Genomic DNA, 15,948 nt, shown 5'->3' on the forward strand with positions numbered 1-15,948 from the left:
ATATGCTCATCGCTACAGGAACTTTTCCATGACGCTCCCCCAAGAAATGACCCTGATCGAAATCACCACCCCTGGCGGGCCCGAGGTCTTGCAGCCACGCAGCGCCGACGTACCGGTGGCCGGGCCAGGCGAGATTCTGATTCGCGTGCACGCCGCCGGGGTCAACCGCCCAGACGCCTTGCAACGCGCGGGCAAATACCCGATGAAGCCCGGCATGAGCCCGATTCCGGGGTTGGAAGTGGCCGGTGAAGTGGTCGCGCTGGGCACTGGCGTGAACGAATACAGCCTGGGCGACAAAGTCTGTGCCCTGACCAATGGCGGCGGCTATGCGCAGTATTGCGCGGTGCCGGCCAGCCAGGCGCTGCCGATCCCCGCGGGCATGGACTGGATTCAGGCCGCTGCCGTACCGGAAACCTTCTTTACGGTGTGGGCCAACCTGTTCGGCCTCGGCGGAGCCCAGAAAGGCCAGCGCGTCTTGATCCACGGTGGCACCAGCGGTATCGGCACCACCGCGTTGATGCTCTGCCAGGAATTCGGCATCCAGGCATTCGCCACGGCCGGCAGCGCCGACAAATGCGCAGCGATTGCCAAGCTCGGCGCCGAGCCGATCAACTACCGCGAACAGGACTTTGCCGAGGTCATCGCCAAACAAACCGACGGCAAGGGCGTCAACGTGATCCTCGACATCATGGGTGCCTCGTACCTTAACAACAACCTCAAGGCCCTGGGCATGGACGGCCACCTGGTGATCCTCGGTTTTCTCGGTGGCGCCAAGGCCAACGACGTCGACCTGCTGACCATCCTCGGCAAACGCGCGGTGATCACCGGCTCACTGCTGCGCGCCCGCACTCGAGAAGAGAAGGCCGAAATTGCCCAGCACCTGCGCGAACACGTGTGGCCGGTACTCAGTGCCGGGCGTTGCCTGCCGATGATCGACCAGGTCTACGCCTACACCGACGCCGCCCAGGCCCATGCGCGGATGGAAGGTGGGGACCATATCGGCAAGATTGTGTTGCGGGTGGAGTGAGGCGATTCGACTTGCCCGCGAAGGTGGTGTGTCAGTCACTGTATCTGTTACTGCACGCCCGCTTTCGCAGGCAAGCCAGCTCCCACATTTGATCTTCATTGCTTCGAGCATTGCGTTCATTTAACTGATCGGCGTTAGGGCAAGCCTCCTCCCACACTGGATCAAACACAGGCCATCATGGGCTATCACAGCTGTTGGGCATACACCGGATAATCCACATACCCCGCCTGCGTGCCGCCATACAAACCTTCGGCCTTCAACGCATTCAAGGGCCAGCCATTGAACAGCCGCTGGGGCAAGTCCGGGTTGGCGATGAAGGGCCGTCCAAAGGCGATCAAGTCCGCCAACCCGGCCTCTACCAGCCGTGCGCCGCGCTCGGCGGTGTAGCGCCCGGCGTAGATGATCCTGCCGCTGAAGGTGCGGCGCACGGCCTGGCGGAATGTGTCGGGCAGGTCGGGCGCGTTGTCCCAATCGGCTTCGGCAATGGACACATAGGCGATGCCCGACGCTTCCAGCACTTTGATCGCTTCGATATAGGTATGGTGCGGGTCTTCCTCCACCAGGCCGATGTAGACCCGGTCCTGATCGGTGCCACTGAACAGCGGCGAAAAGCGCACGCCCAGGCGCTCCGGCCCCACCACCTTGCACACCGCTTCGACAATCTCGCGCAGCAAGCGCAGGCGATTGTCCAGCGAGCCGCCGTACTCATCCTCACGCAGGTTGGAGTGGGCCGAGATGAACTGGTTGACCAGGTAGCCGTTGGCCGCGTGGATTTCCACACCGTCGAACCCGGCGTCCAGGGCATTGCGTGCAGCCTGGGCGTAGTGCCCCACCAGCTCTTCGATTTCCAGCGTGGTCAAGGCACGGGGTACGGGGGGCTGTACCAGTTCACCCACACCCGGCCCGGTCTCAATGAAGGCTTTGGCTTGCAACGCCGCCAGCGCAGACGGCCCCACCGGCGCACCACCGTCAGGTTGCAGCGCGTTATGGGACACCCGCCCCACGTGCCATAGCTGGGCAAAGATCACCCCACCCTCGGCATGCACCGCTGCGGTGACTTTGCGCCAACCCTGGATTTGCGCCGGTGTATGGATGCCCGGCGTCCACGCGTAGCCCTGGCCCCGGGGTTCGATCTGCGTACCCTCGCTGACCATGAACCCGGCACTGGCCCGCTGACGGTAATACTCGGCCATCAGGTCGGTGGCGATATTACCCGGCTGGGCGCTGCGCTGGCGGGTCAGCGGCGGGAGTACGACACGGTTGTTCAAGCGGTGATGCCCCAGCTTGATCGGGGTGTTCAGGATGCAGTCAGGCACGGAGATATTCCAAATTCAGGACGAACGAAAACCGTGGCGACTCCTGGGAGTCGCCACCGTATAAATCAGTGGATTAACTTAAGCGCAGAGTGTCAGCAGGGCCTTGGCCACTTCGCTGGAGCTGCCTGGGTTTTGCCCAGTCACCAGCAAGCCATCGACGAGGACGAAGGATTGCCAGTCAGCGCCCTTCTCATACTGGCCGCCCAGTTTTTTGAATTCATCTTCAATCAGGAACGGCACGACTTCAGTCAACTGCACAGCGGCCTCTTCCGAGTTGGAGAACCCGGTGACGCGGCGGCCCTTGATCAACGGCTCACCGTTAACCGCCTTGACGTGACGCAAGGCACCCGGTGCATGGCACACAAAGCCAATGGGCTTGCCGGCCCGCTCGAAGGCTTCGATCAGCGCGATGGACACCGGCGACTCCGCCAGGTCCCACAGCGGGCCGTGGCCGCCTGGGTAGAACACGGTGTCGAAGTTGGCGGCGTTGACCGAGTCCAGCTTCACGGTGGTCGCCAAGGCTTGCTGCGCAGCCGGGTCTTTGGCGAAGCGCTCGGTCTGCTCGGTTTGCGCATCCGGTTCATCGCTTTTCGGGTCCAGCGGCGGCTGGCCACCGGCCGGGGAAGCCAACACCACCTCGGCGCCAGCGTCTTTGAATGCGTAATAAGGTGCGGCGAATTCTTCGAGCCAGAAGCCGGTCTTGCGCCCGGTATCGCCAAGCTGGTCGTGAGAGGTCAGTACCATTAATACTTTCATTTTCCAGTGCCTCGATCGGTGTGAATAACAGTTGGCCCCATGTTAGGCAGCCAGGCATTGGCTCACAATGTCATATCCGCAAGGATTGCGGACATGCACCAAAGTCGGTTGCCGTTTGCCGGGCACGCGCCGACAATCGCCTCTCCCCCGCCCCTTGGAGAGATGCAATGCACAGCGTTGCGCTGATGGTTTACCCGAATTTCCAGTCGTTGAGCCTCAGCCTGGGCTCGGTGTTCGAGTGCGCCAACCTGCTGTGCGGCGAGCCGGCCTATGAGTTTCACCTGGTGTCGGAAAGCGGCGGCGCGGTGATGACCTCACAGGGCTTTTCGGTGAACACCAGTGCGCTGCGGCCAGAGGGCTATGACACGCTGATTGTCAGTGGCTACCTGGAGTTTCGCCTGCCGGAGGCCAACCTGCTGGAGCTGGTCAAGGCCGCGTCCGCGCAGTCGCGCCGAGTGGCGTCGTTATGCATGGGCATCTTTGTACTGGCCGAGGCTGGCCTGCTGGCTGGCAAGCGCACCACCACCCACTGGATCCATGCGCCGGCATTTCGCAAGCGCTACCCGGATATCCGCCTGGAAGAAGACAAGTTGTTCATTGTCGACGGCAAGGTGTGGACCGGTGCGGGCATGAGCGCGGGGGTCGACCTGGCGCTGGCGATGGTGGAGGACGACCTGGGCAGCGACCTGGCCCGGCGTATTGCGCGCAAGCTGGTGATTGCCCAACGTCGGGGCAGCGAGCAGTCGCAATTGTCGGCCTTGTTGGAGCTGGACCCCAAGTCCGACCGCGTGCAGTTGGCCCTGGCTTACGCTCGCGAGAATCTTACGCAGGATTTATCCGTGGAGGCCCTGGCCGACGTTGCCCGGCTCAGCCCGCGCCAGTTCAGTCGGGTGTTTCGCGAAGAAACCGGGCAGACCCCGGCCAAAGCTATCGAGGCCCTGCGGGTGGAAGCTGCGCGGGCGATGATGGAAATCAGCCGGCACCCGGTGGAAGTGGTGGCGCGCGAAACCGGGTTTGGTGATCGCGAACGTATGCGCCAGGCGTTTCTCAGGGCCTTCGGGCAGCCGCCCCAGGCGATGCAGCAGGTGCTGTTCAACCCGGGCTAGGCCCGTGACGGCCTGACAGCCGGCGCCTATCTACCTGAAGTCCCATGATCCAAATGTGGGAGCTGGCTTGCCTGCGATGGCGGCCTACCAGCCAACACTTACCTACCTGACACCCTGCGATCAAACTGTGGGAGCGGGCTTGCTCGCGAAGGCGGCCTGGCAGGCGACACAGTTGGATTGTGTACATATCCATTGCTGCGGTAACGGCCACTTAGGGTTCCGCTCTGACAGCGGGTCACTTTGGAAAAGAGCCCCAAAGTAACCAAAGGGCTCTTGCCCCACCACTCGGCACCTCGCTTGAGCTCGGTGTGCCCGAACACAGGCTTGAATCCGTGGGCCGCCGCCACGCGCCATCCATGGCGCGGGGCGGCTAACCCGGCGTCCTGCCGGGTTACCCACGAATTCAAGCCTGCGTTCGGCCAGCGTGGTTTAACGGGGCGCCTGAGATCAAAAGCAGATCAAGAGCAAGATCAAGAGCGGCTCGCTTCGCATCGTGGTTACGGTTGATCGCTACAGCGTTGTTTAGATATGGAGAAAGCCCCCGCCCGTCAATGCAACGAAGCCCGGGTAATCAGGTAGTTCACCAATTGCGGCTCATCGTCAAGTTCAATGCTCTGCACCGGGCGCGGCAGGTTGTCCAGCACCGTGCGCCAGAACGCCTGGGACACTTCGTCCTGATCATAGAAACGCACCAGCCAATTGCGCTCGCCGCTGCACAGCACCTGGCTGGCGATGGCGCGGCCGATGCCCTTGCGGCGGTAGCGCTTGAGGATGAACAGGTCGGCCAGTTCCAGGGCGTCGATGCCCGGTAGTTCGCTGCCTTCGATCAACAGGAAACCGGCGATGTAGCCGTCTACCAGCAGCAGGTTGGCGCTCCATTGCGGGTCGCTCCAGTAGCGGGCCAGGTGTTCATCGTGGATGTAGAAACGCCCATCGGCCTCGACATCTTCCTGTTCCCAGTCCGAAGACTCGTAGGCGTAATACTGGTAAAGATTGCGGATCAGTTCGGCTTCTTCGGGGCCGGTCTGGATCAATTCGACGGTGGTTTCAGGCATGGGGCTCTCGGTGGAAAAACGCAGGGCGCCATTGTTCACAAAAGTGCTGCCCACGCCAATGGCCTGGCGAATCCTTTCTATTGGCTGAACCGATTGCAAATAGCAGTTGCCTTGGCCGAAACCCTGAAACATTTAGAATAAACTTCGCCGGTTTCTCCCTATTGCTCAAGGACACGTATTTTGACCAACGTCTGTACCGCCGGCCTGGATGTGGGCTTTGCCTCCCTGGATTACCTGCAGATCTTCATCCTGGGCGTGATCCAGGGCATTACTGAATTGCTGCCGGTGTCATCCACCGCCCATATGCGCGTGGTACCCGCCCTGCTCGGCTGGCAAGACCCCGGCTCGGCGTTTTCGGCGGCCATGCAATTGGCGGCGTTGGCGGCGGTGGTCAGTTACTTCTGGCGCGATGTGCGCCAGGTCACCACGGGCAGCATCAGTGCGGTGCGCCGGGGCGACTACAACGACCGCTGGTTCAAGCTGGCGGTGGCCATCGTGCTGGCAACCGTACCGATTGGCATCGCCGGCCTGGCGTTGTCGTCGACCTTGAATGCGTGCAACTCACCCTTGCGCGGGCTGATGGTGATCGGCATTTCCTGCGTGGTGATGGCGGTATTGCTGGCCCTGGCGGAAGTGCGCGCCCGCCATACCCGCGACGTAAGCCAGATGCGCTTGCGCGATGCGCTGATCGTGGGGGTCGCGCAGATCGGCGCGTTGATTCCCGGCGTATCGCGTTCGGGCTCTACGTTGACCGCAGCGCTGTTCCTGAACTTCAAACGCGAAGAGGCGGCGCGTTTTTCCTTCCTGTTGGGCTTGCCGGCCATCGCCCTGGCCGGCTTGAAAGAGTTGTGGGTGCTGCTGCGCGCCGACCTGCCCGTCCACGCCTGGCCGCACTTGATCTTTGGCCTGGTGGTGGCCAGCGTCTCGGCGTTCTTCGCGATCTGGGGCCTGATGAAGTTTCTGGAACGGTTCTCCACCTGGCCGTTCGTGATCTACCGTGCGCTGCTGGGGATCTTCCTGATTGTGGCGGTCAGCACCGGATTGTTGAGTTAAGCCGCCGGTTCGCGGTCGGCCAGCGCTTCGAGCAAGTCGGCCGAAGGCACGAAGAACAGGCCGCCGGTCACGGCCGTGCTGAAGTCGAGCAAGCGATCGTAGTTGCCGGCCGGGCGGCCGACGAACATGTTTTCCAGCATCTGTTCCAGGGGCTGAGGCGAGCGTGCGTAGCCGATGAAATAAGTGCCGAATTCGCCCGCGCCAGGGCGGCCAAAGGGCATGTTGTCGCGCAGGATCTTCACTTCCTCGCCGCTCTCGTCGGTGATGACGGTCAGCGCGCTGTGGGAGTTGCTCGGCTTGGCGTCTTCGTCCAGTTCGATGTCCGACAATTTGGTGCGCCCGATCACCTTCTCTTGAGCCTCCACCGTCAAGCCATTCCACGCGGTCATGTTGTGCAGGTATTTCTGCACCAGCACATAGCTGCCGCCTTCGAACTCAGGGTCTTCATCGCCTACCAGGGTAAAGGCCTCGGCCTTGCGCCCCACCGGGTTCTCGGTGCCGTCGACGAAACCGATGATGCTGCGCATATCGAAGTACCGAAAGCCCTGGACCTCATCCACCACTTTCACGCTATCACCCAGGGCCGTCATCAGTTGGGTCGCCAGCTCGAAACACAGGTCCATCTGCTCGGCACGGATATGCAGCAGGATGTCGCCGGGGGTCGACACCGCCTTGCGCCCTTGCACACCGAACTCGCGAAACGGATGCAAGGCCGCCGGGCGCGGCGCGCCGAACAGGCGGTCCCAGGCATCCGAGCCAAACCCGCAAACGCAAGTCAGGTTGCCCGAGGGCACGCGCTTGCCTACCGAGCGCACCAGGCCTGCGATGTCGGCGCACCAGGCCCGCACGTTTTCAACCGCATCGGGCGCCAGGGTGGCGACCATGAAGATCGCGCTGCTGGTGATCGGATGGCACACCGATTGCGGTTCGAGCGGGGGGCGGACGGGGCAGGTTTTCATGAAGGCGATCCACTGGCTAAGGTCGGTTTGAACCCCGGCAGGTTAGCAGATCATCCCTGACAACTGGCCCACACCTGGCGAATCAGCGCTTTGAGCTTCAAAGCCTCGGCCCAGCGATCGGTGAGCTCGCGACCATCCACGCCAGTGATCGCATAAGGTGGCGGGCCCAGTTCGCAGGTGAAGGACAGGCTCTGGGGTGTCTCGGCGCGGGCCAGCCAGTCTTCGATCCCGTAGCGCCACCAACCGGTAAAGCGCTCCACCCACGGCTGATGCTGGGGAAAATCCAGGCCTACCTGCACCTGCTCACTGCTGGCGATGCGGCCATGAAAGCCCCAGCTGTGACGCAAGATGGTGCGTATCTGTTCGTCGTCTTCCACACTGCCGGGCTCGGGCAATTCGCGGCCAACTACGTAGTGGGACAGGTCAGCGAGCAGTTTCAAATCGGGCATCTGTGCCAGCAAGTCGAGGGTGAACAGCAGATCGTTAGTGAGCCGATAGCGATGGGTTTCCAGCAAAATCTGGAAGTCCACCTGTTCGGCCAGGCGTTGCCAGCCGTCGATCAGCCTGGCCGCCTCGGCCTGGGTACGCGGGCGCACGTCGGCTTGCAAGGTGAGGTGGTGACAGCCGTAACGGCTGATCACCTCCAATGCCCTGGCCAGATCATCCACCGATTGTGGGAACAGTTGCCCTTCAATCTGCAAGCCCCTGGCCGTGGCCGCCGCGTGTAGGCGCTGCACCGATGCCGGGGCCCAGTAATGGTCGGTGATGCCGTCAAAACCGGCGGCAGCGATTCGATCCAGTTGCGCTTCGAGGCTGCCGGGCTCGGTTTGCATGGCCCACATCGATTGGAATACTAAAAACTGGCGCATGTCAGCCTCGCAGTAGTTGCTTCAGGGAGACGTCAGGGTCGGCCAGGCTGGCCGGGTTGAGCGGGATGTGGGCGGTGATCAAGCGCTCGCACAGTTTGATGTCCTTGGCTGCGCGGTTACCCAAGGCCCAACCGCAGGCGCCCTGCAAACGGTGATGGTCGTCAAGGTAGAACAGCAGCAGACCACCGTCGGGCAAATCCCGGCGAACCGTCAGTGCCGCCATCACCCCGACGGTGTGCAAACCCCACGCGTATTGATCGGACCAAAAACCCGGGATCGTCTCGTACGCTAACGCCCGCCCCAGCAGGTTCAACGCCGCGAGACGGCCCTGGGCTTCGGCGTTGCGCCAGGTTTCTTGCCGTTGATAAAGGCCCTCCAGGCGAAACTCGCACACGTCTCCCGCCGCGTAGATATCCGCCGCACTGGTGCGCAGGTGCGCGTCGACACGTATGCCCTGCCCGACGTCCAAGCCTGCCGCTGCGGCCAACTCGATGTTGGGCTGCATGCCGATGCCGACCACCACCAGGTCGCAGGGCAGCCGTTGCCCGTCGACCAGTTGCACGGCGTCGGCGTGGATGCACTCCAGGGCGACGTCCAAACGCACGTCCACACCTTGTTCACGGTGCAATGCCAGCAGCGCCTCACTGATCGCCGGCGGCAACACCCGCCCTGCCAGCCGTGGCCCGGCTTCCAACACTGTGACCTCGCAGCCCAGGCCCCGCGCCGTCGCCGCCACCTCCAAGCCAATAAATCCACCGCCAACCACCACCAGCCGAGCGCCAGGACGCAGCCCATCGCGCAGGGCCAAGGCTTCATCGTGGGTGCGCAGATAAAAGACATTCGCCTGCTCTTGGGGCAAACGCCGCGCCCGGCCTCCGGTGGCCAGCAGCAGGCCGGCATAGCTCAACCACTGGCCGTCGGCCAGTTGCAGCCGGTGGTGCTGCGGCTCCAGGCGGCTGACCGGGTTGGCAGCGATATGCTCGATACCGAGCGCCGCAAACTGGTGGCTGTCGCACAGGCTGCATTGCGCCAGGTCGGTCGAGCCTTGCAGCAAACCCTTGGACAACGGTGGCCGCTCGTAGGGCAGATGCGCTTCATCGCCGATCAGGATCAAGCGCCCGCTGTAGCCTTCTTCACGCAAAGTCAGTGCCGCACGGCCACCAGCATGGCCGGCGCCGACGATGATCAGGGGCGCGTTCATCCTTCGGCCGTGACGGCGAGCTGCACCCGCCCCGCATCCACCCGCACGGGGTAGGTCTTGAGGTTGACGCACACCGGCGCGCCCAGAGCCTTGCCAGTGCGGTAATCAAAGCGCCCGTTGTGCTTGGGGCACTCGATCACATGGTCCATCACCAGGCCGTCGGCCAGGTGGATTTTCTCGTGGGTGCACAGGCCGGCGGTGGCGAAGAATTGGTTATCGGCAGAACGGAATACCGCGTAGGTCTGCGCGCCGTGGTCGAAGCGCAGCACGTCTTCTGCTTCTATTTCGCCCACGGCGCAGACGTCGATCCATTGATCGTTCATGCATTTATCTCCAATGACTGGCTTTCACCCTGTGGCGAGCGAGCTTGCTCGCCACGGGTGGGGCGTTGGACGAAGTAGCTGGGGTCGCTGCGCTGGCGCCAGATCGTCGGAATGATTTCCTGGTAGGCCTGCCACAGGTTGGCATACGGCGGCGGGCAGTCGCTGCGGATCTCTTCGTGCAGTTGGCTGAGCGCGTGGTACGGCACCATCGGGTACATGTGGTGTTCGAGGTGGTAGTTCATGTTCATGTAGATAAAGCGCAGCACGCGGTTCATGTAGATGGTGCGGCAATTGCTGCGGTGGTCGAGCACATCTTCGGCCAGGCCCACGTGCTGGCTGAGGCCAAACAGGTAGCCGAGCCACGCGCCATAGAGGCTGGGCAGGCCCACCAGCATCAGCGGCAACCAGCTGTGCAGGTACAGCGCAGTGCCAATGATCACCGCGTAGAGGCCGACCCAGATACGTGCATCTCGGTACACCTTGGGCCACTCGGATTCGGGGATGAAGTCGCGCTCCTGGGCACTCATCCGCCCGAGCGCATGGCGGGCCACGCCGCTGAAGGTCTTCCAGGCCAGGGGCAGGTTGAACAGGCTGAGGGCCATCATCCATAAGCTGGGCGGGCGCGGTTCGACGATCTCGGGGTCACGGCCGACGACGATGGTGTCGGTGTGATGACGGGCATGGCTCCAGCGCCACACGTGGGGTTCGAAGAGGCACATGAAGCTCGCCACCTGATACAGCGCATCGTTCATCCAGCGGGTCTTGAACGCCGTGCCGTGGCCGGTTTCGTGCCAGCGCGGGTTGGAGGCCGTGCCGTAGAGCACACCATAAGCGATAAAGAATGGCACGCAGGCCCAACTGCCCCAGAACCAGTAGCCGCCGACACCGGTGGCCAACAACGTCGAGCACCACAGGGCGGTGTCGAGCACAGCCGGAGCGTCGCGGCGTTGCATCAGGGCTTTCATGCGATTGCGCGGGATGGGCGACTGGTACCAACGGGCCGAGACCAGGCCCTTGTCGGCGGCGCGGGCCGCTTCGGGGCCGGTGAGGCTGTAGTCGCGCCGAGCGCGGTGAGCGGTGTGTCCAGGCATTGTTATTGTTCTCCGCAAGCGTGGGTTTCAGGGGCGTTGCGAAACCAACCATAGAGCGCGGCTAAATCACCCTCAAGGCCTTGAATCCATTCCCTATCAAGCTATCATCCAGGCCCAGCGGGGCTTGATAGTTTTCTATCAAGACGCTCAAGGGGCCTGCCATGCACAACAACAAACGCCCAACCATCGCCACCGTCGCCGCCCATGCGGGGCTCAGCGTAGCCACCGTCGACCGCGTGTTGAACGCCCGCGCGCCGGTCAACCCCGGCACGGCCGAACAGGTGTTCCAGGCTGCCGAAGCGGTGGGCTATTTCGCCGCACGGCTGATCGGCCAGCGCATTCGCGAACGGCGGCCCACCTACCGTTTTGGCGTGCTGTTGCTGGGGACCGCCCAAGCCTTCTATGCGCAGTTGGCCCACGCCATCAGCGAGGCAGCGCAGCATCACGCCACCGCCAACCTTAGCTGCCGGTTCGACTACATCAACGACCGCACGCCCGGCGCCATCGTCGCGCAAATCGAACAACTGGCCGTGCAGTGCGACGCCCTCGCGGTGGTCAGCTTCGCCCACCCATTGATCAACGCCTGCCTGGCGCAGATCCGCACAGCGGGCGTGCCGGTGGTTGCCCTGCTCTCGGACATCCATGAACACGCCGCCGAACCCTATGTGGGCCAGGACAACCACGTGGTCGGGCGCACCATGGGCTGGCTGCTGGCGCGCACCTGCGGCGCACGCAAAGGCAGCGTGGGCATCCTGTTGGGCGGCCATCGTTTTCTCGGCCATCAGGCACGGGTCGAGGGCTTGCACAGCTACCTGGCCGAACACGCGCCGGGGCTCAAGCCGTTGGAGCCGCTGATCAACCTGGACAACTGCGACATCACCGAAGAAGCCACCCTCGACCTGCTCAGCCGTCATACCGACCTGCGTGGGTTATGCGTGGTCGGCGGGGGTGGCGACGGTGTGATCAACGCCTTGGCGCAACTGCCCAAGCGCCCGGCGCTGTGCTGCATCCTGCAAGAGTCCACGCCGTTGTCGCGTCAGGCATTGAGCAACGGCTTGATTGATGTGGTGATGGACTCGCAGCCACGGCAGACGGCCGTGGCGCTGGTGGAGTTGCTGGTGCGCTTGCAGAGTGATGAGGGGTTTGACCCCTTGAGGCACCGCGTGCATATACCGCCGCAGATAGTGACCTCGGAAAACCTGTGCAACTGATCGGGTTGGCTTGAGGTTTCAGCGCTCACGGAAATCGGCGGCGCTCAAGCCAAACCGACTCATTTTGTTGTACAGCCCGCCCCGCGACACATCCAGTTGCTGTGCGGCCAGGCGAATGTTGCCGCGGGTGCTGGTGAGCGCGGCAACGATGGCGTGCATTTCATGGCTGCTCAAATCCTGCGCGGGCTGGGGCTGGTAGGCGCGCAACGTGGTGCGTTGCGGGGTTTCCAACGGCAAATCAGCCGATTGGATCAGCTCGCCCATCGCCAGGTTGGTCGCCCGCTCAATGACGTTCTCCAGTTCCCGCACGTTGCCCGGCCAACCATGGGCTGACAGCAACGCCAACGCATCCGGGGTGAAACCTTGCACGGCTTTACGGAGCGAGCGGGCACAGCGCTGCAGGAAGTGGCGCGCCAGCAGTGGGATATCGTCACGGCGCATACGCAGTGGCGGCACGCTCAGGTTCAGCACGTTGAGTCGGTAGTAAAGGTCTTCACGAAACGCGCCCTCGGCCACCGCCTGGCTCAGGTTGCGATGGGTAGCCGCGATGATGCGCACGTCGACTTGCCGCGATTGCTTGGCCCCGACGCGGGTGATTTCACCCTCCTGCAAAACCCGTAGCAGGCTGACCTGGGCGTCGAAGGACATGTCGCCGATTTCATCCAGGAAGATGGTGCCGCCATCCGCCAGTTCGAACTTGCCTGCAGCCCCACCCCGCGCCGAGCCGGTGAATGCGCCTTCGACGTGGCCGAACAGTTCACTTTGCACCAGGTCCCGTGGGATCGCGCCGCAGTTGACCGCCACAAACGGACCGTTACAACGCTCGCTGCCGTTATGAATGGCTTGGGCAAACAGTTCCTTGCCGGTGCCGCTTTCGCCGAGGATCAAGGTGGTGGACTCGCTGCGACTGGCAATGCGCCCCAGGTGCAGAGCGTCTTGTATCGCCCGCGAGGTGCCCAGGATGGTCTCGAAGGTATAGCGGGCCTGGGTGCCGATAATGCGCCGGGTAATCTCGCGGATACGGCGGTTTTCGCGCACCGACACAATCACCCCACCCTGCTCCAGTGGACATAGCGAAACGAGGCAGGCGAGTTGGCTGCCGTCGTGCAGGTGGAAGGTGCAATCGAGGTCACGCGCAGGCTCACCCAGCGCGTCGCTCAGTTCACTGCGGCCCAGGCGCTGGAAAGGACTGCCGATCAACTCGCGCCCCACCCCGAACAGGTGCCGCGCATAACGGTTGAGCGCCTTGACGCAGCCACGCTCATCGAGCACCACCAAACCTTCGTTGAGCACTTCGAGCACGGCCTGTTGTTCTTCCAGCAACAGCTGCAGCGCCATCTGCCGCGACACCGCTTCGGCCGCCGCTTGAACGGTGCCCAGGGTATGGAAGTGAAACCAGCCGGGCTCGGCGGTCAGGGTGAGCATGGCCAGGGTCTGGCCTTGGGCATCCTTGATCGGCGCGGCGGCGCAGTGCATGTGGCGCTGGCGCAGGCCGCTGGCGAAATTTTCTTCCGCCAGCACATACACCAGGCGATCTTCGGCCAGGGCCAGGCCGGTGCAGTTGGTGCCTTGCACCGATTCGAGCAAGCGACTGCCCACCGGGGTGATGTCCAGCCCGCAGAAGTACAAGGTCGTCCCATCGGCGTCCGTGAGGTTGATATGCCCGCGCGGGTTGTAAGCCAGCAATCCATGCATGACCTGCGCGGCGGCGGCGATCAGGGCGCGATGGTGGGCCAGGGTCGCCGCGAGCGCATGAGGCGCAACAAAGCGGTAGTCGTTGTTACCGGGCTCGATACCCGCCTCGACACTGCGTCGCCAGGAATCCCAGATGACCTGGCGTACCCCGTCGGGACGCACGACTTGGCCAGCCAGGCACTCTCGCCACGCCTGTTCCAACGCGGCGATGGGCCCGTCGTTCAGCGCGGCAGGCCCCAGGTTCGTGAGGTATTCGAGGTCTTGCACACTGAACGCCTGGGTCATTGCGGTTATCCATGTCCATATTTTCGACATGTCAGTATAGACATGTCATAAAAATGAACACTTTTTGTTTGATTAAAATAATACGCCTTTATAAATCAACCACTTATAAATTGGCACACGCCTTGCTCCTGCCCCTGTGTCACCCAGGACTGTCCTGGGGGCCCACAACAACAAAAGGGGTCGTTTCATGAGTACACAGAACATCCGCCTGGGCTTGATCGGTGCCGGCCGCATGGGCAGCTTCCATGGCCTTACCGCTGCACGCCATATCCCCGGTGCCTGCCTCGCCGCCATCGCCGATCCCGTCCCAGGCCAGGCCGCTCGCCTGGCAGCGGAACTGGGGGTGGACAAGGCCTACACCGACCCGCAACAGCTGCTGGACGACCCGGACATCGACGGCGTGCTTATCGCCGCCCCTGCCCGTAGCCACGCGGAGCTGGTGATCAAGGCCGCACGTGCCGGCAAGGGCATCTTCTGCGAAAAGCCCATGGCGATTACCCTGGACGAAGCCGACCGCGCCATCGCCGCCGCTGCCGATGCACGGGTGCCCTTGCAGGTCGGCTTCAATCGGCGCTTCGCCAAGAGCTTTCGCACCGCGCACCTCGACGTCGTCGCCGGACGTATTGGCACGCCACAGCTGCTACGCTCGCTGACCCGCGACCCGGCGCTGAACAACCCGGCCAACTCACCGCAATGGGTGATCTTCCTCGAAACCCTGATCCACGACTTCGACACCCTGCGCTATCTCAACCCTGGGGCCGAAGTGGTCCAGGTGCAGGTGATGGCCGACGCGCTGATTGCCCCGCAATTCAAAAGCCAAGGCTTGCTCGACACCGCCGTGGTCACCCTGCGCTTTGACAACGGCGCCATTGCCACCGCCGAAGCCAGCTTCCAGGCCGTGTATGGCTACGACGTGCGCGGCGAAGTGTTCGGCAGCAAGGGCATGCTGAGCATGGGCAGCCTTAACGACTGCGACCTGGTGCGCTACCTGGCCGAGGGCATCCAGGCAGACACCCAGCGGATGGACACCGACCTGCTGCGCGACGCCTACATCGCCGAGCTCAACCACTTTGTCGACTGCCTGCGCAGCGGCGCCAAGCCCCTGGCCAGCGGTGAAGATGCGCGTGCAGCCCTGGCAATTGCCCGTGCCTGCATTGAGTCGTACCAAACCGGCAAGGCCGTGGCCGTTCAAGGAGCCCTTTGATGATGCCGTTCAAATTGGCCGTCAGCGCCGAAATGGTGTTCCTCGACCTGCCTTTCATCGAACGCGTTAAACGTATTCATGCCCTGGGCTTCAGCGCCGAAATCTGGAGTTGGGCCGACAAGGACATCAACGCCTTGGCGGCGACGGGCGCGGACTTCACCTCGATGACCGGCTACCTCAGCGGCACCCTCACCGACCCCGACGGCATCCGCCAATTGCTCGACAGCGCCCGTGAGTCGCTGGGCATTGCCGAGCGACTCAATTGCCCCTGCCTCAACCTGCATGGCACGGGCCTGGGTGAAGGCGGCCTGCCCGTGCAGCCCGTCAGCCACACCACCGGGCGCATGTGGCTGAGCGCATGCAAAAGCCTGGAGAAAATCGCGCGCCTGGGGGAAGACGCCGGCCGCGTGTTCCTGCTGGAAAACCTCAACACCGCCGTCGACCACCCAGGTACACCGTTTGCACGTGCCGACGACACCCTGGCCCTGATCGAAGCCGTCGGCAGCCCGCATTTGAAGATGAACCTGGACCTGTACCACGCGCAGATTGGCGAAGGTAACCTGATCGAATTGATCCAGCGCGCTGGCAGCGCCATCGGCGAAATCCAGGTGGCTGACGTGCCTGGGCGCAAGGAGCCCGGCACGGGCGAGATCCACTACCCGGCCATTGCCCGGGCCTTGCACGCCATGGGTTACACCGGTGTGGTCGGCCTGGAGGGCTGGGCCAGCGGCGACAGCGAGACGGCCCTGGAGCGTTTCCGCCAGGCATTCACCCTATAACAATAAAAGGAACAGCCT

General features: G+C 63.1%; 15 protein-coding genes. 6 read left to right on the top strand and 9 right to left on the bottom strand.

The annotated features are described in order from the left end of the window. Nucleotides 1-28: 28 nt before the first annotated feature. Nucleotides 29-1,027, top strand: a complete 999-nt coding sequence (locus tag TX24_RS07485; RefSeq protein WP_034133826.1) for an NAD(P)H-quinone oxidoreductase — start codon at nt 29-31, stop codon at nt 1,025-1,027. 185 nt (nt 1,028-1,212) lie between these two features. Here TX24_RS07485 and TX24_RS07490 read toward each other — a convergent pair whose 3' ends face one another. Beyond that, nucleotides 1,213-2,343, bottom strand: coding sequence for an alkene reductase (locus TX24_RS07490; RefSeq protein WP_057710045.1), 1,131 nt, complete (start codon nt 2,341-2,343; stop codon nt 1,213-1,215). Nucleotides 2,344-2,421: 78 nt separating this feature from the next. After that, the gene (locus TX24_RS07495) at nt 2,422-3,099 is read right to left on the bottom strand and encodes a type 1 glutamine amidotransferase domain-containing protein (RefSeq protein ID WP_003190601.1); all 678 of its coding nucleotides are present in this window, start codon (nt 3,097-3,099) and stop codon (nt 2,422-2,424) included. A gap of 167 nt (nt 3,100-3,266) precedes the next feature. Between TX24_RS07495 and TX24_RS07500 the strand changes: the two genes are divergently transcribed. Next, nucleotides 3,267-4,205 carry a GlxA family transcriptional regulator gene (locus TX24_RS07500; RefSeq protein WP_003190599.1) on the top strand — a complete coding sequence of 313 codons (939 nt, stop codon included), beginning with the start codon at nt 3,267-3,269 and terminating at the stop codon, nt 4,203-4,205. A 548-nt stretch (nt 4,206-4,753) separates the two neighbouring features. Here the strand turns inward: TX24_RS07500 and TX24_RS07505 are convergent. After that, nucleotides 4,754-5,392, bottom strand: a complete 639-nt coding sequence (locus TX24_RS07505) for a GNAT family N-acetyltransferase (RefSeq protein WP_057710046.1) — start codon at nt 5,390-5,392, stop codon at nt 4,754-4,756. 48 nt (nt 5,393-5,440) lie between these two features. Between TX24_RS07505 and TX24_RS07510 the strand changes: the two genes are divergently transcribed. Then, nucleotides 5,441-6,313: an undecaprenyl-diphosphate phosphatase gene (locus TX24_RS07510; protein ID WP_003190596.1), complete on the top strand. Its 873-nt coding sequence runs from the start codon at nt 5,441-5,443 to the stop codon at nt 6,311-6,313. Here the strand turns inward: TX24_RS07510 and TX24_RS07515 are convergent. Genes TX24_RS07515 through TX24_RS07535 form a run of 5 tightly spaced genes read right to left on the bottom strand, consistent with a single transcriptional unit; the run spans nt 6,310 to nt 10,756 of the window. After that, nucleotides 6,310-7,272 (bottom strand): Dyp-type peroxidase, encoded by a 963-nt coding sequence (locus tag TX24_RS07515; RefSeq protein ID WP_057710047.1) that lies wholly within the window; start codon nt 7,270-7,272, stop codon nt 6,310-6,312. The genes TX24_RS07510 and TX24_RS07515 overlap by 4 nt on opposite strands. Before the next feature lie 50 nt (nt 7,273-7,322). Then, on the bottom strand, nt 7,323-8,141 hold the full coding sequence (locus tag TX24_RS07520; RefSeq protein ID WP_003190592.1) for a sugar phosphate isomerase/epimerase family protein: 819 nt from the start codon (nt 8,139-8,141) through the stop codon (nt 7,323-7,325). Between the two features lies 1 nt (nt 8,142). Then, nucleotides 8,143-9,342, bottom strand: coding sequence for an NAD(P)/FAD-dependent oxidoreductase (locus tag TX24_RS07525; RefSeq protein ID WP_057710048.1), 1,200 nt, complete (start codon nt 9,340-9,342; stop codon nt 8,143-8,145). Next, the gene (locus tag TX24_RS07530; protein WP_003190586.1) at nt 9,339-9,665 is read right to left on the bottom strand and encodes a MocE family 2Fe-2S type ferredoxin; all 327 of its coding nucleotides are present in this window, start codon (nt 9,663-9,665) and stop codon (nt 9,339-9,341) included. Before TX24_RS07530 ends, TX24_RS07525 begins: the two co-directional genes overlap by 4 nt. Then, the gene (locus TX24_RS07535) at nt 9,662-10,756 is read right to left on the bottom strand and encodes a fatty acid desaturase family protein (protein WP_057710049.1); all 1,095 of its coding nucleotides are present in this window, start codon (nt 10,754-10,756) and stop codon (nt 9,662-9,664) included. The genes TX24_RS07530 and TX24_RS07535 overlap by 4 nt, the downstream gene beginning before the upstream one ends. Before the next feature lie 161 nt (nt 10,757-10,917). Here TX24_RS07535 and TX24_RS07540 point away from each other — a divergent pair, with 161 nt between their 5' ends. Further along, nucleotides 10,918-11,967, top strand: coding sequence for a LacI family DNA-binding transcriptional regulator (locus tag TX24_RS07540; RefSeq protein WP_057710050.1), 1,050 nt, complete (start codon nt 10,918-10,920; stop codon nt 11,965-11,967). Nucleotides 11,968-11,985: 18 nt separating this feature from the next. On the opposite strand, the gene TX24_RS07545 is transcribed toward TX24_RS07540, so the two are convergent. Next, the gene (locus tag TX24_RS07545) at nt 11,986-13,947 is read right to left on the bottom strand and encodes a sigma-54 interaction domain-containing protein (RefSeq protein ID WP_057710051.1); all 1,962 of its coding nucleotides are present in this window, start codon (nt 13,945-13,947) and stop codon (nt 11,986-11,988) included. Nucleotides 13,948-14,134: 187 nt separating this feature from the next. Between TX24_RS07545 and TX24_RS07550 the strand changes: the two genes are divergently transcribed. Together TX24_RS07550 and TX24_RS07555 are read left to right on the top strand one after the other, a co-directional pair. Continuing rightward, nucleotides 14,135-15,151: a Gfo/Idh/MocA family oxidoreductase gene (locus TX24_RS07550; RefSeq protein WP_003190580.1), complete on the top strand. Its 1,017-nt coding sequence runs from the start codon at nt 14,135-14,137 to the stop codon at nt 15,149-15,151. Next, a complete protein-coding gene (locus tag TX24_RS07555; RefSeq protein ID WP_034135331.1) occupies nt 15,151-15,930 on the top strand; it encodes a TIM barrel protein in 780 nt (259 codons plus the stop codon). The genes TX24_RS07550 and TX24_RS07555 overlap by 1 nt, the downstream gene beginning before the upstream one ends. The last annotated feature ends 18 nt before the right edge of the window (nt 15,931-15,948 follow it).

The sequence above is a fragment of the Pseudomonas lactis genome (assembly GCF_001439845.1).
In the GTDB taxonomy this organism is placed as follows: domain Bacteria; phylum Pseudomonadota; class Gammaproteobacteria; order Pseudomonadales; family Pseudomonadaceae; genus Aquipseudomonas; species Aquipseudomonas lactis.

Bases quoted from the DNA above. Each gene is read 5' to 3' on its own strand.
- TX24_RS07485 (WP_034133826.1), top strand. From the start codon at position 29: ATGACGCTCCCCCAAGAAATGACCCTGATCGAAATCACCACCCCTGGC.
- TX24_RS07550 (WP_003190580.1), top strand. From the start codon at position 14,135: ATGAGTACACAGAACATCCGCCTGGGCTTGATCGGTGCCGGCCGCATG.
- TX24_RS07530 (WP_003190586.1), bottom strand. From the start codon at position 9,665: ATGAACGATCAATGGATCGACGTCTGCGCCGTGGGCGAAATAGAAGCA.
- TX24_RS07505 (WP_057710046.1), bottom strand. From the start codon at position 5,392: ATGTTTCAGGGTTTCGGCCAAGGCAACTGCTATTTGCAATCGGTTCAG.
- TX24_RS07500 (WP_003190599.1), top strand. From the start codon at position 3,267: ATGCACAGCGTTGCGCTGATGGTTTACCCGAATTTCCAGTCGTTGAGC.
- TX24_RS07525 (WP_057710048.1), bottom strand. From the start codon at position 9,342: ATGAACGCGCCCCTGATCATCGTCGGCGCCGGCCATGCTGGTGGCCGT.
- TX24_RS07545 (WP_057710051.1), bottom strand. From the start codon at position 13,947: ATGACCCAGGCGTTCAGTGTGCAAGACCTCGAATACCTCACGAACCTG.
- TX24_RS07520 (WP_003190592.1), bottom strand. From the start codon at position 8,141: ATGCGCCAGTTTTTAGTATTCCAATCGATGTGGGCCATGCAAACCGAG.
- TX24_RS07535 (WP_057710049.1), bottom strand. From the start codon at position 10,756: ATGCCTGGACACACCGCTCACCGCGCTCGGCGCGACTACAGCCTCACC.
- TX24_RS07515 (WP_057710047.1), bottom strand. From the start codon at position 7,272: ATGAAAACCTGCCCCGTCCGCCCCCCGCTCGAACCGCAATCGGTGTGC.
- TX24_RS07555 (WP_034135331.1), top strand. From the start codon at position 15,151: ATGATGCCGTTCAAATTGGCCGTCAGCGCCGAAATGGTGTTCCTCGAC.
- TX24_RS07495 (WP_003190601.1), bottom strand. From the start codon at position 3,099: ATGAAAGTATTAATGGTACTGACCTCTCACGACCAGCTTGGCGATACC.
- TX24_RS07540 (WP_057710050.1), top strand. From the start codon at position 10,918: ATGCACAACAACAAACGCCCAACCATCGCCACCGTCGCCGCCCATGCG.